The sequence below is a fragment of the Kribbella sp. NPDC104218 genome (assembly GCF_055584105.1).
Genome location: NZ_JBVJMQ010000001.1, coordinates 2643004 through 2665559 on the forward strand (window position 1 = coordinate 2643004; position 22556 = coordinate 2665559).

Here is a 22556-nt window from a genome sequence, read left to right on the forward strand (position 1 = left end):
AAACATGAACAACCCGGCGACGGTTATCGCCGCGGGGGGCGTCGTCTGGCGAGAGCGCCGCGGCGCCCGTGAGGTGTTGCTCGTGCACCGGCCCCGGTACGACGACTGGTCGCTGCCCAAGGGCAAGCTCACGCCGCACGAGCACGTCCTCCTCGGAGCGCACCGCGAGATCGAGGAGGAGACCGGCGAGCAGGTCCTGCTCGGCCCGTCGCTCGGCGTCCAGCGCTACCCGATCCGCAAGAACGGCGTCACGGTCGAGAAGCTCGTGCACTACTGGTCGGCGGTTCCGACGACCGATCGCGGCTTCGAGCCGAATGACGAGGTCGACGAGATCGCCTGGCTGCCGGTCGACAAGGCCCGCGGCCGGCTCAGTTACTCGCGGGACGTCGGCATCCTGGACACGCTGGACGGCGTCGTCCCGGTGGTTGCCACGCTGATCGTCGTCCGGCATGCGGAGGCTGTGAAACGTAAGGAGTGGGACGGCAAGGACACGCTGCGCCCGCTCAGCGACACGGGGACGGCGGTCGCCGCGCGGCTCGTCGGCGTCCTGGCGGCGCTCGGCGCCAATCGGCTGATCAGCAGTGACGCAGAGCGATGTGTCGCGACGCTGACGCCGTACGCGGACTCCTTGGGGCGGCACATCCACTTGTGGCCGGAGATCTCCGAGCGGGGGTTCGACTCCGACCCGAGCGGGCTGAAGGGGCTGGCCGAGCGCGCCTGGAAGCCGGGGAAGGTGACGGTCGTCTCCTCGCATCGGCCGGTGCTGCCGGCGCTCTCGCGGGAGCTGGGGCTCAAGGTCGGCAAGTTCGCGACCGGCTCGTTCGTGGTCGCGCACCGGCTCGCCGACGGCCGGATGGTGTCCGAGCGGTTCCACGCTCCCTGACACGGCTCGGTGACGATCCAGGCACAGCGGGAGGTGTGTCCGGGTGACACTGGAACCGGCGGGTATGTTCCTACCGAGGAACCGGCGCCCCACCGGGAGCCGGTCTGAGGAGAGGTCGCACCATGACGATGATGCGAGAACTGACACTGATCGGGATCCGGATGGAGTCGCCCAACCGGGCCCCGGTGATGATGCTGCGCGAGTCCGAGGGCTACCGCTACCTGCCGATCTCGATCGGCTCGGTCGAGGCGACCGCGATCGCCTACGAGGAACAGGGCCTGCGACCGTCGCGGCCGCTCACCCACGACCTGATGCGGGACCTGATCGAGGCCTGGGGCGTCCGGATCGAGGCGGTCGAGATCGTCGAGCTGCGCGAGGCCGTCTTCTACGCCGAGCTGGTGCTCGACAACGGCGTCCGGGTGTCGGCCCGTCCGAGCGACTCGGTGGCGCTCGCCGTCCGGCTGAACACCCCGATCCGCTGTACCGAAGAGGTCCTGCGCGAGGCCGGCGTCGCCACCCCTGAGGAGGAGCAGGCCGAGCTCGAACGCTTCCGCCAGTTCCTGGACGGCGTCGCCCCGGAGGACTTCTCCAGCTGACGGAGAGTCACAGTTTCCCCACTGGATGTCGACTGAAACCTCGGTCACATTGCACGAAGCTGCAAAACTTCGTTTCGCGGCCGGTGGGTGCGTTACATTTCGCCCACACACGCGGACTGACGGCAGGGGTGATCGTCAGGCGCTCTCACCTGGGGAAATACTCCTATGCGTAGATTTACTGCCACTGCGGCCGTGGCCGCCCTCCTGTCGGTCGGCGTCGCGGCCCCCGCCTTCGCCGCGGTGCCGGACGCGCCGACCAACGTCACGATCGCCTGGGCCGATGCCAACAACATCAAGCTGAGCTGGCTGGACGCCGATCTGGCCAACACCGTCTACTGGCAGCTGCCGGGCGGTAACGAGCTCAAGTTCGCGGACGTCGCCTCGACCGCCGCCAACGAGATCCTGGTCCCGAAGAGCATCCTCGCCAAGGGCAAGGACAAGGTGAAGCTGATCGTCAAGGCGTCCAACGCCGAGGGCGAGAGCGTCGCGGCTCCGTCGCCGGAGTTCGACACCTTCCTGCCGGGCGTGCCGGTCGTCCAGGACGCGAACATCGCCGCGAACGCCTCCGTCACGCTGAAGTGGGCGCTGACCGCCGTCGCCGACGGTACGCCGAAGGACCCGCTGGACATCTCGGTCGCCGGTGCCGCCGCGGCCGTCGTCGACCTGCCCGGCTCGACCCCCAACAAGACCTACGAGTTCGTCTCCGGCGCGACGACCGGCGTCGTCCCGGCGCAGGCCCGGCCGTCGTCGATCCGGGTCGTCGGCGTCAACGAGTGGGGCACCAGCGCGGCGTCCGCCAAGGTCGTGAAGCTCGGCGTCATGGGCTCCGGCATCACGGTCCCGGCCTCGGCGCTCTACTCCAACCGGCTCGCGATCAAGAGCAGCCTGAGCCTGGTCTTCACCGAGGGCCACAAGGAGAAGGCCAGCGGGATCAAGGTCGAGCTGCAGGCTCGCGGCAAGACCACCGAGGCCTTCAAGACCTACGGCCGCTACACCGGCGCCACCACCGCCGCCTTCGACACCGGCATCGCCGCGCTGGGCAACCGCCAGTACCGGCTCTTCGTCCCGGCCCGCAAGGTTGCCGCCGGCAACGTCATCGCGCTGACCCCGGCCACCTCGACCTCGGTCAAGTCCTCGAAGACGTTCGTCAAGTTCGTCAGCGGCGGCTTCAGCCCGTCGGTCGTCCGCGTCGGCGGCCGCTCCACCCTCTCGGTGAAGATCTCCCCGGCGGTGTCCGTCCGGGCCAAGGTCCAGGGCTGGGACGGCAAGCGCTGGATCGACATCCCGGACTTCACCGTCCCGCTGACCAAGGGCTCCTACGTCGAGCGCGGTGACATCGAGACCGAGCGCTACACCCTGCGCCTGCGTTTCGTCGTCCCGAACATCGTCGTGAACGGCCTCACCGTTCAGGCCAACACGAGCCCGGCGTACAACCTCACCGTGAAGTAATTGCAGCAAGCTGCAACCTGTAGGACTTGCTCTACCCGCCAGTGCGTGCGCTATTTTCAGCTCACGCACTGGCGGCAGGGGTGACCACCAGGCGTTCTCACCTGGGGATCCCTCATGCGCAAGCTTGTCGTCACCGCGGTCACGGCCGCCCTCCTGACCGTCGTCCTCCCGGCGCCCGCCTGGGCCGCCGCGCCGACCGACGCCGCCGTCGTCTGGTCTCCCGATCGGGAGCTCCGGCTCTCCTGGACCGACGACGGCGTCCCGAACACCATCTGGGCCGAGTACGAGACCCCGCACCGGACCGAGCTGCTCAAGTCGGTGACCGCTGCCGAGGGCAACGAAGTGATCCTCCCGGCCAAGCTCAAGCCCGCCGACCGCGTCCGGCTGGTCGTTGCCAGTGGCGACGACTTGGCCCAGTCGACCGCGACGGGCTGGTTCGACACCCAGCGGCCCGCGCCGCCCGGCCTGTCCGACGCCGCACTCGACAGCCGGCTGAACATCAACCTGTACTGGGCGGAGCCGTCCGATCAGGACCGGACGCCGGGCGACGTCCTGGATCTCCCCGGCAACGTGGACTTCAAAGCCGTCGCCGACCTCCCGGGAACGGCCACCCAGACCTTCGACTTCGATCCGCGCCAGACCTCGGCCACCCTGGCCGCACTGCCGCGCCCCGCCGCCGTCCGCCTGATCTCCTTCAACGAATGGGGCGAGACGCCCGACCCCAAACTGCTGCGGATCGGCACCATGGGCGCCAGGATCAGCGTCCCCGCGAGCGCCGTGTACTCGTCCCGCCTGGGCATCAAGAGCTCCCTCGACCTGTTCACCAGCGAAGGCCGCGAAGAGCGCGCCTCCGGCATCAAGGTCGAGCTCCAGGCCCGCGCCAAGACCACCGACGCCTGGAAAACCTACGGCCGTTACACCGGCAACACGACCACGACCTTCGACACCGGCATCGCCTCACTCGGGAACCGCCAGTACCGGCTCTACGTCCCGGCCCGCAAGGTTGTCAGCGGCAACGTCATCGCCCTGACCCCGCCCACCTCGACGTCCGCCCGATCCTCGAAGACCCTGGTCAAATTCGTCAGCAAAGGCTTCACCCCCGCCCACCCGGCCCGCCACGCCCGCGTCGACGTCTGGGCCAAGATCCAGCCCGCCGTCACCGTCCGCGGCATGCTCCAAGTCCTCCTCAAAGGCCACTGGCGCAACGTCTTCGCCGTCCAGTTCCGCAACGGCTCCATGCTCGCCCACGCCAACACCGGCGCCGACCGAGGCCCCTACTCCTACCGCATCTCCCTCCCCGCCACCACCATCAACGGCCTCCCCCTCACCCCCACCACCAGCTCCCCCTTCCCCATCACCATCGGCTGACCACTCATGCGCAAACTACTCACCCTCACCACCGCCCTTCTCCTCACCACTCTCGCCACCCCCGCCTGGGCCGATCGGCCCCCGGCGCCCACCGGCGTCCAGCTCTCCTGGGCCGGCGACCGAATCCGGGTGACCTGGCAGGACCAGGGCGAAGCGAACATCGTCCGGGGTTACGCCGCCGGTCGCGAGACGGTTCTGGCCCAACCGGCCGCCGGTGACGCCAACGAAGTCCTGGTCTCGCCGAGCAGCTTCGCCGCCGACCGGAGCGCCCAGATCTCGGTGGCCGCGATCGATGCCGAAGGCAAAGAAAGTGCACGGCGCGGGCTCGGGCGAAACTTCGACACCTTGCGCCCGGGGACACCCGAGCTGCGCTACGGCACGATGCGGGCCGACCTTTCGGTGCGCCTGTGGTGGGAGCAGCCGGCGATCGACGACTACAACCCCGGCGATCCGCTGGACCGTGCGGATGCGACCTGGCTCAAGGCGACAGTCGCCGGGCCGGGCGCCGCACAGCAGGAGCATTCGCTGCCGCTCGACGACAACGTGGCGTTCGACGTACCGGCGCCGCCTCAGCTGTCGGCGATCACACTGTCAGCGGGTAACGAGTGGGGGACGACTCCGGGCACGGGCCCGGTGGTCCGGGTCGGCATCACCCGCATCGATGCCCGCGTACTGGATCGCCAGGTGTTCGCCCACGGCGTCGTCGATGAGGTCACCCTGCGGCGGTACCTCTGTTCCTGTCCCCAGGAGCTCGCACCAGGCTGGGAAAACGTCGCCGCAGAAGTTCAGGCACGACCGAACAGCTCCGCCCCCTGGAAGACCATTTCCGCGAACGGCCGGAAGCCAGGGACGCCGATCCCGATGTCGACCCCGTCGAACGGCAGCCGCCAGTACCGCATCTTCGTCCCCGCGCACACCACCGACCAAGAAGGCGGCCGGCCGATCGTCGCCATGCGCCCAGTCTCGACCGCCCCGAAGACCTCACTGACCCTGGCGAACTTCGTCAAGACCGGTTTCGTCCCCGCCGTCGCCCCCGTCAGCGCGACGGTCAAGCTGAACGTCGAAGCCCGCCCCCTGCAGGACAAACTCGCCGCCCTCCAACGCTGGGACGGCAAAACCTGGCGCTACGTCCGCGACATCAAACTCACCCACGGCGCCGCCTCCATCCCCATCCGCGCCGCCGGCCGCGGCACCACCACCAAGTACCGCATCGCCGTCAACCGCCACTCCTACAAGGGCCTCCCCATCGAGCTGACCACCAGCAAGCCCTTCACCCTCACCGTCCGCTAGGAACCCCATGCGCAAACTCGCCGCCCTCACCACCGCATCTCTCCTGCTGCTCACCGGTTTGTCTCCTACTGCCTGGGCTGCCGACTCGGATCCCACCGATGTCCAGATTTCCTGGGCCGGTGACAAGATTCGGGTGACCTGGCAGGACGACGGCGCCGCCAACTCGATCCGAGCCGTCTACTCGGCCAGCGACAGCTCGGTCATCGGTGGCCGGATCGAGGGGGAGCCGAACGAGTTGCTGGTGCCGCCTTCGGCGCTCAAGCCTGGTTGGAGCGAGCTGAAGATCACGGTCGCAAGTGGGACGGCAGGACGCTGGGGCGCCCCGACGGCGTCGGTCAGTTTCGATACCCAGCGGCCCGCCTTCATGCAGATCAAGGACGCCGACCTGCTCGCCGATCGATCGGTCCGGCTGCGCTGGAGCCAGGCGACGCAGAAGGACCGGACGCCGAACGATCCGCTGGACCGCCCCGAGTCCGAGGATCGACGCGAGGTCCAGGTCCATGACGACGCCGGCAGCGGCGGTCTGCTCGCTACGTACCCCGTCGCGGCCGGCGCGACGACGATCACGGTGCCGGCACAGCCCAAGCGGTTGTGGATCTGGACCGAGACCGCGAACGTGTGGGGTGAGGCGTCGCCGGCCGCGTTGGAGACCTTCGTGAGCGTCTACGTCGGCACCCTGTCGGCTGGGATGTCTGTGCCGGCTCAGGGGGTGTTCAGCGATCGCCTGGGGATCTACAGCACGCTTACCTCCAGTCACTCCTTCAACTGGCCGGTGCAGTTGCAGGCACGTGCGAACAGCGCCGCGCCCTGGCAAACAGTCGGCCGCTACACCGGGACGAACGTTCGGAACTTCGAGACCGGCATCGCTTCGCTGGGCGGCCGCCAGTACCGGCTGTGGGTGCCGGCCTTCAAGCAGGTGAACGAGTCGTGGATCACGCTGATCCCGGCCGCGTCGACCTCGGCCAAGGCGTCGCAGACCAGCACGAAGTTCGCCGTCGTCGGGTTCGATCGGCGCGGCGCCCAACTCGGCCAGACGGTCAATCTGAACGTGAAGATCCAGCCGGCGCTGACCGTCCGCGGCAACCTCCAGCGGTGGGCCAACGGCAGTTGGCGTACCGGTCCCGTCGTCCAGATCAAGAACGGCGTGGCCCGCCTCCCGATGAAGACCACCTTGGTGGGCACCACGCGCTACCGGGTCGTGCTTCCGAAGCTCGCCTACCAGGGGCGGCCGATCCTGGCGACCACCAGCAACACCTTCACCCTCGCTGTTCTGTGATTCGAGCTAGGACTCATCTCATGCGCAAGCTTCTCGCTGCCGCGACGACAGCGGCCGTACTGACCACAGCTCTGGCGACTCCGGCCTGGGCCGCCGTCCCGGAGACTCCCACCGACGTGCAGGTCGGATGGGCCGACGGCAAGGTTCGCGTCACCTGGAAGGACAACGGCGATCCGAACCTGGTCCGGGCCGAGTACGTCGACACCGACCAGGTGGTGTTGCTCGCCACGAGAACAGCGTCGCAGCCCAACGAGGCGCTCCTCGATACTGCCGCCTTCCTGGACCGCGATCGGATTCGCATCTTGGTCACGTCATACGCCACCGGCCAGGGCAGCAGCGCCGCAGCCAGGACGCCCCTGTTCGACGCGCGGCTTCCCGTGTATCCCTTCATCGAGGACGCCGACCTGCTCGCCGATCAGTCCGTGCGACTGCGCTGGTCGCAGGACGCGGTCGAGGATCAGACTCCGAACGATCCATTGGACCGGCCGGTCTCCGACGAGTACCTCGGGGTGCAGCTCGGCGTCCCGGGCTCGGAGGTCAAGGAGAAGGTGACGGTCCCGGTCGGCTCGACGACCTTCACCGTCCCGGCGCGCCCTGGAGCGCGAACCATCACGATGTACGCCGGGAACGAGTGGCGCGCGTCGTACCTGCACGACGACGGAAACGGCCCGCGCTACCAGCGCACGGTACGAGTCGTCTCCGCGCGTACTGCGATCTCCGGCGTCCCGGCGCAGACCTCGTACGGCACCTGGATGGAGATCAGCGCATCGCTCACCAGCAGCCTGCAGTCCGACTACTTCGACCGGCTGGAGCTACAGGCCCGCCCGACGAGCACCGCCGCCTGGAAGACCGTCGGCAGGTACTACGGCTACGCCGACGACATCCCGTTCAACACCGGCATCGGCTCGCTGGGCGGACGCCAGTACCGAATCTGGGTGCCGGCGCGTAAGCGGGTCGACTCGTCTGTGATCGATCTGACCGCCGCTGCGTCCAGTTCGACGAAGTCGTCGCGGACAGTCGCCCACCTGATGACCGCGCAGTTCCAGCCCAAGAGCGTCAAGGTCGGCCAGACCACCAAGCTGAACGTGCGGTTGCGTCCGGCGATCGACATGAACGCCGCGCTGCAGAGCTGGGACGGCAAGAAGTGGCGTTACGTCCGTGCGGTGCCGCTCAAGAAAGGCATCGCGACCGTGCCGATCAAGGCGACCCGGCGCGGTACGACGGCCTTCCGCATTGCTACGCCCGCGCTGATGGTGAACGGCCTGCCCGTCCTCGCCACCACCAGCAAATCCTTCACTCTCACGATCCGCTAGGAACCCCATGCGCAAATTAGTTGCTGTTGGCATCAGTTCGGTCGTGCTCGCTGCCGGGCTCGCCACCTCTGCCTGGGCCGCGGAGCCGGCCGCCGCGACCGATGTGCGGCTCGAGTGGGCCGGGGACAAGGTTCGGGTCACGTGGGCGGACGACGGCGCCGCGAACATGGTGTGGACGAGGTACCCGGGGACCGGGCTCGTGCAGACGAGCGGCCGGACGGCCGCCGGCGGGGTGAACGAGATCCTGGTCGACCCGGCGACCCTGTTCGACCGGGACCGGGTGGTGTTCCAGATCTTCGTGAAGGATGCGGACGGGGCGAGCACGGCGATGACGCCGAGCGTGGAGTTCGATACGCGGACTCCGGTGTACCCGATCATCGAGGACGCGGATCTGCTGGCGGACGGCTCGGTGAAGCTGCAGCGGTGGACGCAGCCGGCGGTCGAGGACGTTACGCCGAACGATCCGCTGGATCGGACGGACGCGGCGTACCTGGGCGTCCAGATCGCTCGGGGCGGTTCGACCGAGCGGATCCCGATTCCGGCCGGGGCGACGTCCTTCACGGTGCCGGCCCGGCCGCGCCCGTCGACGATCACGCTGTACGCCGGGAACGAATGGCGCGCCTCGTATCTCGACGACGACCACGGCGGTCCGTGGCTCGAGCGCAAGGTTGAGGTGGGGACGATGGCGGCGTCGTTCGTCGTACCGGCGGTGGGGGTCTACACCCTGTCCGTCGGCATCAAGAGCACGCTCAAGACGAATCTGAAGAACATCAGCCCGCTGGTCCAGTTGCAGGCTCGCCCGAACGCGAAGACGCCGTGGAAGACCTACGGCCGGTACAACGGCAGCGTGCGGGAGCCGTTCAGCACGGACATGGCGTCGTTGGGGGAGCGGCAGTACCGGCTGTGGGTGCCGCCGTCGAAGCGGATCGAGCAGGCGAGTATCAAGCTGACGCCGGCCGCGTCGACCACGGCCCGGACGTCGAAGTCGACCGCGAAGGTCTATTTCACCGGGATGGAGCCGCACTTCACGGACGCCGGCCGGATGGTCGGGCTGAGCGTGGTGGCCTGGCCCGAGGTGAACATGAAGGCGGCGCTGCAGAAGCGGGTCGGGAAGAAGTGGGTGTACGTGCGGGAGCTGAAGCTGACCAAGGGCCGGATCGGGATCCGGTTCCGGGCCCCGCGGCAGGCGACGACGTGGTACCGCGTCGTCACGCCGCCGGTGAAGGCGAACGGTCTGCCGGTGCTCGCCGGGAGCAGCCTGGAATATCCGTTCACCGTACTCTGAGCGTTACCGAAACGTGAGAAAGTACCCGTTTCTGTCTACGGAGAGTGACGGGTGCTAACTCAGTTCACCTGATGGCTGCCTGGTGGCACGCCGGGTGTCGTTTACGGTGCCTGAACCGTTCACCGGTCGTTCACCGGTGGCGGGGTGATGAGTCACCTGGTCTCCTTACCGTCTGTGGAAGTTCAGAAGTCTGATTCCCGCAGAAGGGCAACACCTCGTGTCCGTCAATCGCCTGCTCCGCGTCGGCACCGTCGCCGTGGCATCCCTCGGCGTTCTCGCACTGAGCGCCTGTGGCAGTGACCCGGAGCCGTCCGGCTCCTCGAACCCGACCTCGGGCTCGTCCTCGACCGGCGCGGCCGACTGCCCGCAGGGCACGCTGAACGCCGAAGGCTCCTCGGCGCAGAAGAACGCCATCGAGGAAGTCATCAGCAAGTACAACGAGAAGTGCGCCGACGTGTCGGTGAACTACAACGCGACCGGCTCGGGCGCGGGTATCAAGCAGTTCAACGCGAACCAGGTGGACTTCGCCGGTTCGGACTCGGCCCTGAAGACCGAGAACAAGGACGGCGGCGAGTCCGAGGCGGCCGCGGCCGCGAAGCGCTGCCAGACCAACCCGGCGCTGAACCTGCCGATGGTGATCGGCCCGGTCGCGATCGCGTACAACGTCGACGGTCTGCCGAAGCTGGTGCTGGACGGCGCCACCGCGGCGAAGATCTTCCAGGGCGACATCAAGACCTGGAACGACCCGGCGATCGCCAAGCTGAACGCCGGTACGACGTTGCCGTCGGCCCCGATCTCGGTCTTCTTCCGCTCCGACGAGTCGGGGACCACCGAGAACTTCACCAAGTACCTGGCCGCCGCCGGCGCCGGCGCCTGGAAGGGCGAGCCGGCCAAGAAGTGGACCGGTACCGGCGCGGGCAAGGAGAAGTCCGCCGGTGTCGCCGAGGGCGTCAAGAGCACGAAGAACTCGATCACGTACGTCGAGTGGTCGTACGCCGTCGACAACAAGCTCGGCGTCGCGCAGATCGACAACGGTTCGGGCGCTCCGGTCGAGCTGACTGCCGAGTCCGCCGGTAAGGCGCTGGCCGCCGCGAAGCCGGCCGGCACCGGGTCCGACCTGGCCCTGAAGCTGGACTACGCGACCAAGGAGGCCGGGGCCTACCCGATCATCCTGGTCACCTACGAGATCGCCTGCAGCAAGGGCCTCCCGGCCGAGAAGACCGCGCTGGTGAAGAGCTTCCTGAGCTACTTCGCCGGCAAGGACGGCCAGGCCTCGCTGACCGAGCTGAACTACGCGCCGCTGCCGGAGGAGATCCGGACCAAGGTCGACGCGGCCATCCAGTCGATCAGCTGACACCACCGCACTGATGCGAGCCCCGGCCGGTCCGAGTTCCTCGGAGGACGGCCGGGGCTTCGCCTCGTCATCGAGAACCCCCGAACCGCACAGCCCCACGACGACCCCAGGCGCTTGGAGCACCATCGATGAGTAGTCCAGACGGCACGGAACCGCCCGGCCGGCCGGCGGATCCGGCAGCCGCCGGAACAGAGCCGAAGATCGAGGACCTGGTCGACGAGACCGGCCCCGCGCTGCGCTTCGACGCGCTGGCCGAGGAGACCGGCGACGACGGACGCCGAACCGGCGACACCGCCGTCGCGACCAAGGACGGCAGCAAGAAGGAGCTCGCGCTCGGCCCGGTCGGCCACCTCGGCGACCGGCTGTTCTCCGGGCTGGCCCACGGATCGGGCTTGCTCGTTGTCCTGATCGTCGCGTTCGTCGGCATCTTCCTGCTGGCGCTCGCGATCCCGTCACTGGCCGACAACAACAGCAGCTTCCTGTTCTCCCGGGTCTGGGAGCCGGGCGGCGCCGAACCCCGCTTCGGTATCGCCGCGTTGTTCTACACGACCGTGATCAGCTCGATCATCGCGATGCTGATCGCCGTCCCGATCGCGATCGGCGTCGCGCTCTTCATCACCTACTACGCGCCCCGGCGGATTGCGACCCCGGTCGCGCACGCGGTCGATCTGCTGGCCGCGGTCCCGTCGATCATCTACGGGCTCTGGGGCATCCTGTTCTTCGCGCCGATCCTGCGCCCGGTGATCAACGGCCTGTCCTCGGCGCTCGGCTGGATCCCGCTGTTCGAGAAGCCGGCCGGCGAGAACATCGGCGTCGTCTTCACCGCGTCGGTGGTGCTCGCGATCATGATTCTGCCGGTGGTCACCGCGATCAGCCGGGAGATCTTCGCCCAGACGCCGATCGCGCACCGCGAAGGCGCGCTCGCGCTCGGCTCCACCAAGTGGGAAATGATCCGGATGGCGGTGCTGCCCTACGGTCGCTCCGGGGTGACGAGTGCCGCGATGCTCGGCCTCGGCCGCGCGCTCGGTGAGACCGTCGCCGTGCTGATCATCTTGTCGGTGCCGAACGGCAACGACCCGTGGAACTCGTCGATCTTCGCCGGCGGTGAGACCTTCGCCTCCAAGATCGCCAACAACGCCGCCGAGTTCGACTCCGCGGAGAAGACCGGCGCTTACATCGCGGCCGGCCTGGTGCTGTTCGTGGTGACCTTCCTGGTCAACTCCGCGGCCCGCCTGATCGTCGCGCGCAGCGCTCCGGGCGCGAAGCGGCCGCGACGTAACCGCCGAGTCGGCGCCACCGAGGGAGCATCCGCATGACGGCCATCGTCGAGAACAAACCGGCGTACGACGGCAAAGCGCTGGACCTGACCGGCCGGTCGGGGGCGCGGGCGTTCAAGAACACGCTGGCCACGGTGCTGATCGTGCTCGCCTTCGTGGTCGCGATCATCCCGCTGGTCTGGATCCTCTGGACCGTGATCAGCAAGGGCTACCACCTGCTGCTGAACGCGGAATGGTGGAGTCAGTCGCAGCGCGGCGTCACCGTCCGCCGCGAGGGCGGCGGCGCGTACCACGCGGTCATGGGCACGCTGATCATGGCGCTGATCACCGCGGCGATCGCCGTCCCGATCGCGATCCTGGGCGCGGTCTACCTGGTCGAGTACGGCAAGGGCACCAAGGCTGCCCGCGTGGTCAGCTTCATGATCGACATCCTGACCGGCGTCCCGTCGATCGTCGCCGCGCTGTTCATCTACGCGGTCTGGATCACGGTGTTCGGGTTCAACCGGGTCGGCTTCGCGGTGTCGCTGTCGCTGGTGCTGCTGATGTTGCCGGTCGTCCTGCGGTCCACCGAAGAGATGCTGAAACTGGTGCCGGACGAGCTCCGGGAGGCGTCGTACGCGCTCGGGGTGCCGAAGTGGAAGACGATCCTGAAGGTCGTGGTGCCGACCGCGTTCGGCGGCATCATCACCGGCGTGATGCTCGGCCTGGCCCGCGTGATGGGTGAGACCGCGCCGCTGCTGATCCTGGTCGGCTACTCCAAGAACATCAACCTGAACCCGTTCGAGGGGTTCATGGGCGCGCTGCCGACGATGATCAACCAGGACCGGACCGAGTTGGCGCTGCAGCCGGCCGCGGACCGGGTCTGGGCGGCCGCGCTGACGCTGATCCTGCTGGTCCTTGCCCTCAACCTGCTGGCCCGGCTCGTCGCCCGGTTCAGCACCATCAAGTCGAAATAGTCAGAGAGGTTCTGAGTCGATATGGCGAAGCGCATCGAGGTCAGCGGCCTCAACGTCTACTACGGCGATTTCAAGGCCGTCGAGGACGTGTCGATGACGATCGAGCCCCGCTCGGTCACGGCGTTCATCGGCCCGTCCGGCTGCGGCAAGTCCACCTACCTGCGGACGCTGAACCGGATGCACGAGGTGATTCCGGGCGCCCGCGTCGAGGGCAAGGTGCTGCTGGACCAGCAGGACCTGTACGCGACCGGCGTCGACCCGGTCGCCGTCCGCCGGGTGGTCGGCATGGTGTTCCAGCGGCCGAACCCGTTCCCGACGATGTCGATCTTCGACAACGTCGCGTCCGGGCTGAAGCTGAACGGCGTCAAGGACCGCAAGAAGCTCACCCAGGTGGTCGAGGAGTCGCTCAAGGGCGCCAACCTCTGGAACGAGGTCAAGGACCGGCTGGACAAGCCCGGCGCGGGCCTGTCGGGCGGTCAGCAGCAGCGGCTGTGCATCGCCCGGGCGATCGCGGTCGAGCCCGAGGTGATCTTGATGGACGAGCCCTGCTCGGCCCTGGACCCGATCTCCACGCTCGCGATCGAGGACCTGATCGAGAAGCTGAAGGACCGGTTCACCGTCGTCATCGTGACGCACAACATGCAGCAGGCGGCCCGGGTCTCCGACCAGACGGCGTTCTTCAACCTGGCCGCGACCGGTAAGCCGGGCCGGCTGATCGAGATGGGCCCGACCAAGCAGATCTTCTCCAACCCGACCGAGAAGGCCACCGAGGACTACATCACCGGCCGCTTCGGCTGATCCCTTGCAGAACGAACGGTTTCGCCGGGCGGCGCGGGTGCGTGACCCCGGACCCGTGGCCCGGATAGTCTGCAGGGATTCTTCGACGCTCCAGAAGGGACCGTGGTGAGCACTCCGACGCCTCCCGGCGATGACCAGAACGACCCGAACCGGCCGCAGGACACCCCGGGTGCGCCTGGATACGGCCAGCCCGGCCAGTACGGACAGCCGGGGCAGCAGCCTGGGTACGGCCAGTCCCAGCCCGGTGGCTACCCGGGCCAGCCCGGCGGGTACGGACAGCAGCAGCCTGGCTACGGCCAGCAGCCCCCGCAGCAGCCGGGGTACGGCCAGCAGCAGCCGGGCGCCTACGGGCAGCAGCCGCAGCAGCCGTACGGCGCTTACCCGGGTGGTGCGCAGGCCGGCGGTTACGGCTACGGCGCGACCGCCGAGCAGAACAACACCCCGATGATCCTGGCGATCGTCGGCATCGTCTGCTGGTTCTGCTGCCCGCTGGTCTCGATCGGCCTCGGTCTGTTCGGGCAGAGCAAGTTCCGCGAGCAGGGCAAGCCGGACACCCTGGCCAAGGTGGCCTGGATCGGCGGTATCGCCTTCACCGTGCTGAACATCATCTTCCTGGCGACCGGCACCGTTTACCCGCGCTGATCACCAGTACGCCGGGCGGCCGATCGGTCGCCCGGCGTCGGGTCAGAACAGGTTGCGGGCGATGCCGTAGCCGATCAGCAGCACCACCAGGGCTTTGGTGACCCGGTCGACTGTTGCCGGACGCATCTTCAGCCGCGGCAGCCGGGCCAGGCGCGTGGACTCCAGCGCCCAGGCCAGCAACTGGTAGCCGACGGCGACGCCGATCAGCGGGCCGATCACCATGACGACCGGGTTGAAGTGCCAGGCGGCGTCCAGATCCCCGCGCAGCATGGCGGCAGCCATCCGGGTCGATCCGCAGAGTGGGCAGTTCAGGCCGGTCAGCCCGTGCAACAGGCACGGGATGCCGAGCCCGGTCTGCTGGTAGATCGCGGCCAGGCCGAATCCGCCGACACCGACGGCCGCGAGGCCGAGGACGCGCCGGTCCACCGGCTGTACGCGCCGGTCGAGAACACCCTGCGGCTCACTCACTCCACCACAGTAACGTGCCGGGCAGTCCCGCATCCCGCCCCGAGAGGAAATCCAGGTGAGCACCCCTCCCAACGGCCCGTACGGCGGCCCGCCCGGACAGCCGGGGCAGTTCCCGCCCGGGCAGCCGGGCCAGCTGCCGCCCGGTCAGCCCGGCGGGCAGTTCCAGCCGGGCTACAACCCGTACGTCCAGGCCACCGCTGGGCAGGGCTACGCCTATGCGCCGCCCGGCCGGATCGCGGACTTCGGCGTCCGGGCCGGCTCGGCGCTCATCGACAGTCTGTTGCAGAGCATCCCGCTCGGGATCGGCCTGATCGCGACGATCGCGCTCAGCAGCAACAACCCGCAGTCCTCGGCCGGCGGCGTGGCGATCGTGCTGGGCTTCCTCGGCTCGCTCACGGTCTGGTTCTGGAACCGGGTGATCATCCAGGGCCGCAGCGGGAAGTCGATCGGCAAGAAGATCACCAGCCTGCGGATCGTGCACGCCCAGACCGGTGAGCGGCTCAGCTTCGGCGCGAACCTCGGCCGCGAGGTGATGGCCTACCTGTTCAACTACATCTGCTTCCTGAACCTGTTGTGGCCGCTCTGGGATGCCAAGGTGCAGACCTGGCACGACAAGATCGTCAACGACATCGTCATTCGTGATTGAGAAACGGACCTGAGATGAGCACTCCCACCCCGCCGCCCGGCGGCAACGACCCGCAGCAGCCCTGGAACCCGCCGGGCCAGCCGCAGCCGCCCTACGGGTACGGCCAGCCCCAGCAGCCGTACGGCCAGCCGGGCTACGGGCAGCAGCCAGGCTATGGCCAGCAGCCGGGTTACGGGCAGCAGCACGGGCAGCAGCCGTACGGACAGACGCCGTACGCGCAGGCCCCGGGCGGTTACGGGTACGGCGGCCAGCAGCACGGCGAGCTGGCCGAGTGGCTGCCGCGCGTCGGCGCCACCTTCGTCGACTTCTTCGTCTCCGGCATCCCGGCGATCATCGGCTATGCGTTGTTCATGAGCAGTGTGCTCGCGAACGCGGCCCGCTCCTACCCGGACGACGGGCCGCGGCCCTGGGCGATCATCGCCCTCGTCGTCGGCTCGCTGATCTCCGTGGGCATCAGCCTGTGGAACCGCGTGTTCCGGCAGGGGAAGACCGGTCAGAGCGTCGGCAAGAGCGTGCTGAAGCTGCGCCTGGTCGCTGACGACACCGGTCAGCCGATCGGCCCGCTGAAGTGCTTCCTGCGCGAGCTCCTGTCCGGCATCTTCAACAACGCCTGTTTCCTGGACTCGCTCTGGCCGCTGTTCGACGACAAGAAGCAGACCTGGCACGACAAGGTCTGCAACACCTACGTGGTGAAGGTGCCGCAGGACTAGTACTGGCTACTGCGACAGCAGGAAGCCGGCGCAGGTGACCGACCAGAGCACACTGGTGAAGGTGCCGATGATGAAGCGTTCGGCGACTGCCTGCGGAGTGACGGAGGCGGGCTGGTCGGGACTGCGCAGCTCGGGGTAGCGAGCCAGGCCCTTGATGGCGAGCACGATGGCCAGCCCCTCCGGCCAGCCGGCGACCAGGGCGCCGTAGATGGCGCCCCGCTCGAGCGCACCGATCAGAGCGCCGCCCCGCAGCACCTCACCGGCTTTCTGCGTCGACTGGGCTCTGGTGTTACCGCGGTCCACCAGAGCCAGTACAGAGGTTGTCAGCGGACCGCCTCCGGTGACTGCGAGCCCACCGGCCAGCAGGAGCAGCACATTCCACCAGCGCTCCGGCCAGTCGGCCACGCCGTTCGCTGCGAGCAGCAGCAGGCCCGCTGCGACCAGACAGGCCAGCATGAAGCCGCTGATGACGATCTCCACCGTGGAGCCCGCCTTGGGCACCCAGGCCAGGACTGCGAGGATCAGACCGGCGGCCGTGAGTGCCAGGACGAGTGTCGTCACGCAGCGGCCCCGGCGTCGAGCAGCTCGATCGCCAGCAGACGCCCGCGTTGCTCCTCAACGAAGCCGGCCGCTTGGGCCCGTTGCGTCACCGCAGACTGGCTGATCCCCAGTTTCACGCCGATCTCCCGTCGAGTCAGGCCCTCCGCGAGCAGGTCCGCGACGGCCCAGCCACGTTCGCTGCGGCGTCGGAGTACGGAGGCCATCAACCAGAGCACGGTTTCCACCCGGTCGGCCAGCTGCTCGTCGACGCCGACCACGTTGACATGATGCGGACTGGACTTCGCCCGCGTCACCGCCTCCCGCGCGTACACGAAGGCGTCGCCGTTACCCGCCCGGGTACTCCGCGGCAGCGGCTGCGCCACGTCACCGATACCGAGCCCGACGTACCAGCTGTCCCGGCGGAGCAGCTCGACGATCACGTCGATGGTCGCCTTGGCCTCGTCGAACACCGCCTGGACCTCGTCGCCGGCGGTCCGCTCGAACTTGCGCAGCAGGCCGGGCCGGCGCGGCCGGCGGTTGAGGCTGTTCAGTAGCTCGGGTATGAGATCGCCCGTGATTCGGCTGCCCCGCTGATCTACCGTGAGAACGAAGACCACTGCGCCGCACCTCCTTCCCAACGCAGTTAAGGCTACAGTCTTATTCACGTAGAGTGAAGGCAAAAACCTGAATCGGTTCACCCGATTACTCCCCGTGATCGCCTCGCAGGCCAGCCGATTCCCCAATTCTCCGCTCAAACCGGGGGACTCCGCATCTCGACTCACCCAGTTCTTTCACCCTGCGTAAGCCCGAAACGTGCGGTTTTCGCCGCCAGAAGGCCCCCAAAACCGCTTCAGACAGCGGTTCCGGGGGCCTCCTGGTGTCAGCGGGCGGAGCGGTTCAGTCGGCCAGTGGCAGGTAGAGCTTTCCGTCCTTGGCCTTGAAGGTCTCCGACATCTCGGTGAACCCGGCCTCGATCGCCTCGGTCGAGGTCAGGCCGCGTTCCTCGGCGTACGCGCGGATATCGGCGGTGATCCGCATCGAGCAGAACTTCGGCCCGCACATCGAGCAGAAGTGCGCGGTCTTGGCCGGCTCGGCGGGCAGCGTCTGGTCGTGGTACGACCGCGCGGTGTCCGGATCGAGGGAGAGGTTGAACTGGTCCTCCCAGCGGAACTCGAAGCGGGCCTTGGACAACGCGTCGTCCCAGGACTGCGCGCCCGGGTGGCCCTTGGCCAGATCCGCCGCGTGGGCGGCGATCTTGTAGGTGATCACGCCGGTCTTGACGTCGTCGCGGTCCGGCAGGCCGAGGTGCTCCTTCGGGGTGACGTAGCAGAGCATCGCCGTCCCCAGCCAGCCGATCTGGGCCGCGCCGATCGCGCTGGTGATGTGGTCGTAGGCCGGCGCCACGTCGGTGGCCAGCGGCCCCAACGTGTAGAACGGCGCCTCGCCGCAGAGCTCCTCCTCGAGCCGCACGTTCTCCGCGATCTTGTGCATCGGCACGTGGCCGGGGCCCTCGATCATCACCTGGACGTCGTGCTCCCAGGCGATCTTGGTCAGCTCGCCGAGCGTCTTCAGCTCGGCGAACTGGGCGGCGTCGTTCGCGTCGGCGATACACCCGGGCCGGAGTCCGTCGCCGAGCGAGAAGGTGACGTCGTACTCGCGCAGGATCTCGCACAGCTCGGCGAAATGCGTGTACAGGAAGGACTCCTGGTGATGCGCGAGGCACCAGGCGGCCATGATCGAGCCGCCCCGGGACACGATCCCGGTGATCCGCTTGGCGGTCAGCGGCACGTAGCGCAGCAGGACGCCGGCGTGCACGGTCATGTAGTCGACGCCCTGCTCGCACTGCTCGATCACCGTGTCCCGGTAGACCTCCCAGGTCAGCGCGGCCGGATCGCCCTTCACCTTCTCCAGCGCCTGGTAGAGCGGCACGGTCCCGATCGGGACCGGCGAGTTCCGCAGGATCCACTCCCGGGTCTCGTGGATGTTCTTGCCGGTGGACAGGTCCATCACGGTGTCGGCGCCCCAGCGGGTCGCCCAGACCAGCTTCTCGACCTCTTCCTCGATCGAGCTGGTGACCGCGGAGTTGCCGATATTCGCGTTCACCTTGACCAGGAACTTCTTGCCGATGATCATCGGCTCGCTCTCCGGGTGCCGCCGGTTCACCGGGATGACGGCCCGGCCGCGGGCCACCTCGGCCCGGACGAACTCCGGGTCCATCCCTTCCCGGACGGCGATGTAGCGCATCTCCTCGGTGATCGTCCCGGCCCGCGCGTGCGCGAGCTGGGTCTTGTTCTCCCGGCCGGCGATCCACTCGCGCCGCAGCGCGGGCAGACCGGTCTGGACGTCGATCTCGGCCGTCGCGTCGGTGTACGGCCCGGAGGTGTCGTACAGGTCGAAGGTCTCGCCGTTGGTGAGGTGGACGCGACGTCCTGGAACTCCCAGCTCGCCGCGGTAGATCTTCTCCGACCCCGAGATCGGGCCGGTGGTGACAGTCGGTCGTACGGTGCCGATGGTTGTCACGTGCTGCTCCCTACGCCGGAATTACCCGGACAGGTTCGGCGGTCGGCGGCGCCGGGCAGGGTGATCCCTGGCCAGCCGCCCTCTCAGCCCGCTACGGTGCGAGCTCCCGCGATCTGCAATTGTCACCGACACCTTAGTAGGGTTTCTGAATGCGTGACCTCGTGTACCCGCCTGTCGTCGGTCTGTGCCGGACGGCGTTCAAGGTGCTGGACGTACGGTTCCAGCTGACCGGGACGGAGAACGTGCCGCGGACCGGGGGCGCGTTGATCGCCCTCAACCACATCAGTTACGTCGATTTCGTGCTCGGCGGGTACGGCGCGCTGCCGAGCGGCCGGCTGGTCCGGTTCATGGCCAAAGAGGTGTTGTTCACGAACCGGTTCTCCGGGCCGCTGATGCGGGGGATGCATCACATTCCCGTCGATCGGAGCGCGGGTGCGGCGTCGTACCAGCAGGCTCTGGACTTTCTGCGCGCCGGTGAGGTGGTCGGCGTCTTTCCGGAGGCGACGATCAGCCGGTCGTTCGAGCTGAAGGAGTTCAAGTCCGGCACGGTCCGGCTGGCCGCGGAGGCCGGCGTCCCGATCATCCCGATGATCCTGTGGGGCACCCAGCGGATGCTGACCAAGGATCACCCGAGGGACTTCTCCCGGCACCGGCCGATCTCGATCACCGTCGGGACGCCGATGCGCGTGACGCCGGCCGACGACCCGGCCGCGGCGACCGCCGCACTGCACGCGACGATGGCCGGGATGCTCGACGAGACGATCCGCGCCTACCCGGAGCAGCCGGCCGGCGCCTGGTGGGTGCCGGCCGCGTACGGCGGCTCCGCGCCGACCCCGGCCGAGGCTGACCGGCTGGACCGCGAGGAGCTCGAACGACGGGCCGCGAAGAAAGCCCAGAGCCAGGAGTAATTCGGACAGGCCCTTGACCCTCGCCCGTCCGCAAGGGTACGAAAGGCACTTGTTGTTGACATAGCAGGGACCTGGGGGGTGCCTGTGCGGGCGGGGGAAGTCTTTGTGTTCGAAGAACTGCGACTGTTCGATCCCGGGACCCTGGCGGTGGCGCCGCAGGTCGCGGAGCGGCTGCCGGACGCCGGTGCCTACTTCATCGACTGGTCCACCCGGGACCTGTCCGCGGAGCGTGCCCGCGAGGTCGAGGCGGCCGTCAACGGACGGCGTTGCGCCAACGGCTGGTTCCCGCTGGAGAGCCTGGACGCCATCGGCCACCGCGGGTTCTGGCGCGGGCCGCTGACCTATCTCGCGCAGATGACGGCGGACGACGCGGCCATCCTGCAGGACTGGGCGGCCCGTGGGCTGACCGGCGAGGACCGCACGCGCATCCAGGCGACGGTGAACCACCTGCTCTACGAGCAGGGCCACGCGGCCGCAGCGACCTGGGCGGTGGCAGTGCGCCCGCAAGCCGCGCTGGACGTCACTGCCCTCGCCGATCGCCTCTTCACCGTCTGGGACCAGAACCTGGACGCCATCCGGCCCAAGGACGTCGCCAAGGCCGTACGGCGCTGGAACCGCTGATCACTCCAGAATGAGGTGCGCCAAGCCGTAGCAGCCGGCCGCGACCAGACCGGCGGCCGGGATCGTCAGCACCCAGGCCGTCACGATGCCCTTCGCCACGCCCCAGCGGACCGCTGAGAGGCGTTTGGTGGCTCCGGCGCCCATGACCGCGCTGGTGATCGTGTGCGTCGTGGAGACCGGCGCGTGCAGCCCGATCGCCATCACGTACAGCACGGTCGCCGCGACCGCCTCCGAGGCGAAGCCGCGGGCCGGGTCGAGGTGGATGATCCGGCGGCCCAGGGTGCGCATGATGCGCCAGCCGCCGGAGTACGTGCCCAGGGAGATGGCGGTCGCCGCGGAGAGCTTGACCCACAGCGGGATGCCGTCGCCCTTCTGGACGTGACCGGTGGTCAGCAGCGCCAGGAAGATGACGCCCATCGTCTTCTGGGCGTCCTGCAGACCGTGGCCGAGCGCCATCGCGGCGGCCGACAGCGACTGCGCCAGCCGGAAGCCGCGCGTGGTCTTGCCGGGGTTGCTGCGCCGGAACAGCCACAGGATCGCGGTCATCACGATGAACGCGCCGAGGAAGCCGATCGCGGGCGACATCACCATCGGGATGACGACCTTGTCGACGATGCCCGACCAGAGCACGGTGCTGCTGGAGGCCAGGCCGGCGCCGACCAGGCCGCCGATCAGCGCGTGCGAGGACGAGCTGGGCAGGCCGAAGTACCAGGTGATCATGTTCCAGGTGATGGCGCCGATCAGCGCCGCCAGGACGATCACCAGGCCGTGTTGCCCGGCCGGGGTGTTGATGATGCCCTTGCCGACCGTTTCGGCGACCTCGGTGCCGAGCAGCGCGCCGAGGAAGTTGCAGACCGCGGCCATGATCAGCGCGACCCGCGGCGTCAGCGCCCGGGTCGAGATCGAGGTCGCGATCGCGTTCGCCGCGTCGTGGAAGCCGTTGGTGTAGTCGAAGGCCAGCGCGATCACGACGACCGCGATGACGAGCGTGAGCTCCAACGCTCAGCTCTCCTTGACGGCGATCTGCTCGACCGTGTTGGCGACGTGCTCGAACGCGTCGATCGCGGCCTCCAGCAGGTCGACCACGGTCTTCAGCTTCATCACCGTGAGCGCGTCGTACTCGCCGCTGAACAGCTTGGCGATGATCCGGCGGTGCACGGCGTCACCGGTGTTCTCCAGCCGGTTGATCTCGATCCAGTACTCGGCGAGATCCTTCATCGTGCGCAGCCGCGGCATCGTCTCCGCGGTCAGCTGCGCGGCCCGCTGCAGGACCTCGATCTGCTCGGCGACCTCCTCCGGCAGCTTCTCCAGGTTGAAGAGGTGGACGGTGTCCACCGCCTCCTCCATGAAGTCCATGACGTCGTCGAGGTCGGACGCGAGCCGGTAGATGTCCTCGCGGTCGAACGGGGTCACGAACGTCGAGTTCACCCGGCGGATGATCGAGTGCGTGGTCTCGTCCGCGGCGTGCTCGGCGTCCTTCATCTGGACGGCGATCTGATGACTGGCCGACAGCCCGCTGCCGGCCGTACTGCCGAGCAGTTCGGCGAGGATGCGAGCACCGTCCACGAGGTGGTTGGCGGACTCGGTGAAAAGGTCGTAGAACGTCGGGTCGTTCGGACGCAGACGTAACGGCACTTCAAGCTCCGGGTGAACGAG

Annotated in this window: 23 protein-coding genes; 17 read left to right on the plus strand and 6 right to left on the minus strand. The window is 68.3% G+C overall.

Going from position 1 to position 22556, the window contains the following annotated elements:
- Positions 1-4 precede the first annotated feature (4 nt).
- The 13 genes from ACZ6ZD_RS12525 (at position 5) to ACZ6ZD_RS12585 (ending at position 14487) form a co-directional block, all read left to right on the plus strand.
- Positions 5-883 (plus strand): NUDIX hydrolase, encoded by an 879-nt coding sequence (locus ACZ6ZD_RS12525; protein ID WP_465671225.1) that lies wholly within the window; start codon positions 5-7, stop codon positions 881-883.
- A gap of 122 nt (positions 884-1005) precedes the next feature.
- Positions 1006-1479, plus strand: a complete 474-nt coding sequence (locus tag ACZ6ZD_RS12530) for a bifunctional nuclease family protein (RefSeq protein ID WP_272954656.1) — start codon at positions 1006-1008, stop codon at positions 1477-1479.
- Positions 1480-1644: 165 nt separating this feature from the next.
- Positions 1645-2928 carry a hypothetical protein gene (locus tag ACZ6ZD_RS12535; protein ID WP_465671227.1) on the plus strand — a complete coding sequence of 428 codons (1284 nt, stop codon included), beginning with the start codon at positions 1645-1647 and terminating at the stop codon, positions 2926-2928.
- A 114-nt stretch (positions 2929-3042) separates the two neighbouring features.
- On the plus strand, positions 3043-4296 hold the full coding sequence (locus tag ACZ6ZD_RS12540; protein ID WP_465671229.1) for a hypothetical protein: 1254 nt from the start codon (positions 3043-3045) through the stop codon (positions 4294-4296).
- A gap of 6 nt (positions 4297-4302) precedes the next feature.
- A complete protein-coding gene (locus ACZ6ZD_RS12545; RefSeq protein ID WP_465671231.1) occupies positions 4303-5586 on the plus strand; it encodes a hypothetical protein in 1284 nt (427 codons plus the stop codon).
- A 7-nt stretch (positions 5587-5593) separates the two neighbouring features.
- Positions 5594-6862 carry a hypothetical protein gene (locus tag ACZ6ZD_RS12550; protein ID WP_465671233.1) on the plus strand — a complete coding sequence of 423 codons (1269 nt, stop codon included), beginning with the start codon at positions 5594-5596 and terminating at the stop codon, positions 6860-6862.
- 20 nt (positions 6863-6882) lie between these two features.
- The gene (locus ACZ6ZD_RS12555) at positions 6883-8175 is read left to right on the plus strand and encodes a hypothetical protein (protein ID WP_465671235.1); all 1293 of its coding nucleotides are present in this window, start codon (positions 6883-6885) and stop codon (positions 8173-8175) included.
- 7 nt (positions 8176-8182) lie between these two features.
- Positions 8183-9460 carry a hypothetical protein gene (locus tag ACZ6ZD_RS12560; RefSeq protein WP_465671237.1) on the plus strand — a complete coding sequence of 426 codons (1278 nt, stop codon included), beginning with the start codon at positions 8183-8185 and terminating at the stop codon, positions 9458-9460.
- Positions 9461-9677: 217 nt separating this feature from the next.
- Positions 9678-10814, plus strand: coding sequence for a phosphate ABC transporter substrate-binding protein PstS (gene pstS, locus ACZ6ZD_RS12565; RefSeq protein ID WP_465671239.1), 1137 nt, complete (start codon positions 9678-9680; stop codon positions 10812-10814).
- 128 nt (positions 10815-10942) lie between these two features.
- On the plus strand, positions 10943-12130 hold the full coding sequence (gene pstC / locus ACZ6ZD_RS12570; protein WP_465671241.1) for a phosphate ABC transporter permease subunit PstC: 1188 nt from the start codon (positions 10943-10945) through the stop codon (positions 12128-12130).
- Positions 12127-13047, plus strand: a complete 921-nt coding sequence (gene pstA, locus ACZ6ZD_RS12575) for a phosphate ABC transporter permease PstA (protein WP_465671243.1) — start codon at positions 12127-12129, stop codon at positions 13045-13047. Before pstC ends, pstA begins: the two co-directional genes overlap by 4 nt.
- Before the next feature lie 21 nt (positions 13048-13068).
- The gene (pstB, locus tag ACZ6ZD_RS12580; RefSeq protein ID WP_465671245.1) at positions 13069-13845 is read left to right on the plus strand and encodes a phosphate ABC transporter ATP-binding protein PstB; all 777 of its coding nucleotides are present in this window, start codon (positions 13069-13071) and stop codon (positions 13843-13845) included.
- Positions 13846-13950: 105 nt separating this feature from the next.
- Positions 13951-14487, plus strand: coding sequence for a hypothetical protein (locus tag ACZ6ZD_RS12585; protein ID WP_465671247.1), 537 nt, complete (start codon positions 13951-13953; stop codon positions 14485-14487).
- A gap of 42 nt (positions 14488-14529) precedes the next feature.
- On the opposite strand, the gene ACZ6ZD_RS12590 is transcribed toward ACZ6ZD_RS12585, so the two are convergent.
- Entirely contained in the window at positions 14530-14955 is a 426-nt protein-coding gene (locus ACZ6ZD_RS12590) for a DUF2752 domain-containing protein (protein WP_465671249.1), read from the minus strand.
- A 55-nt stretch (positions 14956-15010) separates the two neighbouring features.
- Between ACZ6ZD_RS12590 and ACZ6ZD_RS12595 the strand changes: the two genes are divergently transcribed.
- Together ACZ6ZD_RS12595 and ACZ6ZD_RS12600 are read left to right on the plus strand one after the other, a co-directional pair.
- A complete protein-coding gene (locus ACZ6ZD_RS12595) occupies positions 15011-15601 on the plus strand; it encodes an RDD family protein (protein ID WP_465671251.1) in 591 nt (196 codons plus the stop codon).
- A gap of 14 nt (positions 15602-15615) precedes the next feature.
- The gene (locus ACZ6ZD_RS12600; protein ID WP_465671253.1) at positions 15616-16311 is read left to right on the plus strand and encodes an RDD family protein; all 696 of its coding nucleotides are present in this window, start codon (positions 15616-15618) and stop codon (positions 16309-16311) included.
- Between the two features lie 6 nt (positions 16312-16317).
- On the opposite strand, the gene ACZ6ZD_RS12605 is transcribed toward ACZ6ZD_RS12600, so the two are convergent.
- The 3 genes from ACZ6ZD_RS12605 to thiC all read right to left on the minus strand — a co-directional run bounded on the left by ACZ6ZD_RS12605 (position 16318) and on the right by thiC (position 19371).
- Positions 16318-16872, minus strand: coding sequence for a hypothetical protein (locus tag ACZ6ZD_RS12605; protein WP_465671255.1), 555 nt, complete (start codon positions 16870-16872; stop codon positions 16318-16320).
- A complete protein-coding gene (locus ACZ6ZD_RS12610) occupies positions 16869-17468 on the minus strand; it encodes a helix-turn-helix domain-containing protein (RefSeq protein ID WP_465671257.1) in 600 nt (199 codons plus the stop codon). The genes ACZ6ZD_RS12605 and ACZ6ZD_RS12610 overlap by 4 nt, the downstream gene beginning before the upstream one ends.
- A gap of 280 nt (positions 17469-17748) precedes the next feature.
- Entirely contained in the window at positions 17749-19371 is a 1623-nt protein-coding gene (gene thiC / locus ACZ6ZD_RS12615; RefSeq protein WP_465671259.1) for a phosphomethylpyrimidine synthase ThiC, read from the minus strand.
- Positions 19372-19520: 149 nt separating this feature from the next.
- Between thiC and ACZ6ZD_RS12620 the strand changes: the two genes are divergently transcribed.
- Both ACZ6ZD_RS12620 and ACZ6ZD_RS12625 read left to right on the plus strand, forming a co-directional pair.
- Positions 19521-20279, plus strand: coding sequence for a lysophospholipid acyltransferase family protein (locus ACZ6ZD_RS12620; protein ID WP_465671261.1), 759 nt, complete (start codon positions 19521-19523; stop codon positions 20277-20279).
- A 105-nt stretch (positions 20280-20384) separates the two neighbouring features.
- A complete protein-coding gene (locus tag ACZ6ZD_RS12625) occupies positions 20385-20900 on the plus strand; it encodes a hypothetical protein (RefSeq protein ID WP_465671263.1) in 516 nt (171 codons plus the stop codon).
- Here the strand turns inward: ACZ6ZD_RS12625 and ACZ6ZD_RS12630 are convergent, their stop codons facing one another.
- Entirely contained in the window at positions 20901-21899 is a 999-nt protein-coding gene (locus ACZ6ZD_RS12630) for an inorganic phosphate transporter (RefSeq protein WP_465671265.1), read from the minus strand.
- 3 nt (positions 21900-21902) lie between these two features.
- The gene (locus ACZ6ZD_RS12635; protein ID WP_404640462.1) at positions 21903-22535 is read right to left on the minus strand and encodes a DUF47 domain-containing protein; all 633 of its coding nucleotides are present in this window, start codon (positions 22533-22535) and stop codon (positions 21903-21905) included.
- Between the last annotated feature and the right edge of the window lie 21 nt (positions 22536-22556).

Coding starts and splice junctions, on each gene's coding strand:
- pstB (WP_465671245.1), top strand. CDS start 13,069: ATGGCGAAGCGCATCGAGGTCAGCGGCCTCAACGTCTACTACGGCGAT.
- ACZ6ZD_RS12620 (WP_465671261.1), top strand. CDS start 19,521: ATGCGTGACCTCGTGTACCCGCCTGTCGTCGGTCTGTGCCGGACGGCG.
- pstA (WP_465671243.1), top strand. CDS start 12,127: ATGACGGCCATCGTCGAGAACAAACCGGCGTACGACGGCAAAGCGCTG.
- ACZ6ZD_RS12560 (WP_465671237.1), top strand. CDS start 8,183: ATGCGCAAATTAGTTGCTGTTGGCATCAGTTCGGTCGTGCTCGCTGCC.
- ACZ6ZD_RS12550 (WP_465671233.1), top strand. CDS start 5,594: ATGCGCAAACTCGCCGCCCTCACCACCGCATCTCTCCTGCTGCTCACC.
- ACZ6ZD_RS12535 (WP_465671227.1), top strand. CDS start 1,645: ATGCGTAGATTTACTGCCACTGCGGCCGTGGCCGCCCTCCTGTCGGTC.
- ACZ6ZD_RS12555 (WP_465671235.1), top strand. CDS start 6,883: ATGCGCAAGCTTCTCGCTGCCGCGACGACAGCGGCCGTACTGACCACA.
- ACZ6ZD_RS12600 (WP_465671253.1), top strand. CDS start 15,616: ATGAGCACTCCCACCCCGCCGCCCGGCGGCAACGACCCGCAGCAGCCC.
- ACZ6ZD_RS12525 (WP_465671225.1), top strand. CDS start 5: ATGAACAACCCGGCGACGGTTATCGCCGCGGGGGGCGTCGTCTGGCGA.
- ACZ6ZD_RS12530 (WP_272954656.1), top strand. CDS start 1,006: ATGACGATGATGCGAGAACTGACACTGATCGGGATCCGGATGGAGTCG.
- ACZ6ZD_RS12540 (WP_465671229.1), top strand. CDS start 3,043: ATGCGCAAGCTTGTCGTCACCGCGGTCACGGCCGCCCTCCTGACCGTC.
- pstC (WP_465671241.1), top strand. CDS start 10,943: ATGAGTAGTCCAGACGGCACGGAACCGCCCGGCCGGCCGGCGGATCCG.
- ACZ6ZD_RS12545 (WP_465671231.1), top strand. CDS start 4,303: ATGCGCAAACTACTCACCCTCACCACCGCCCTTCTCCTCACCACTCTC.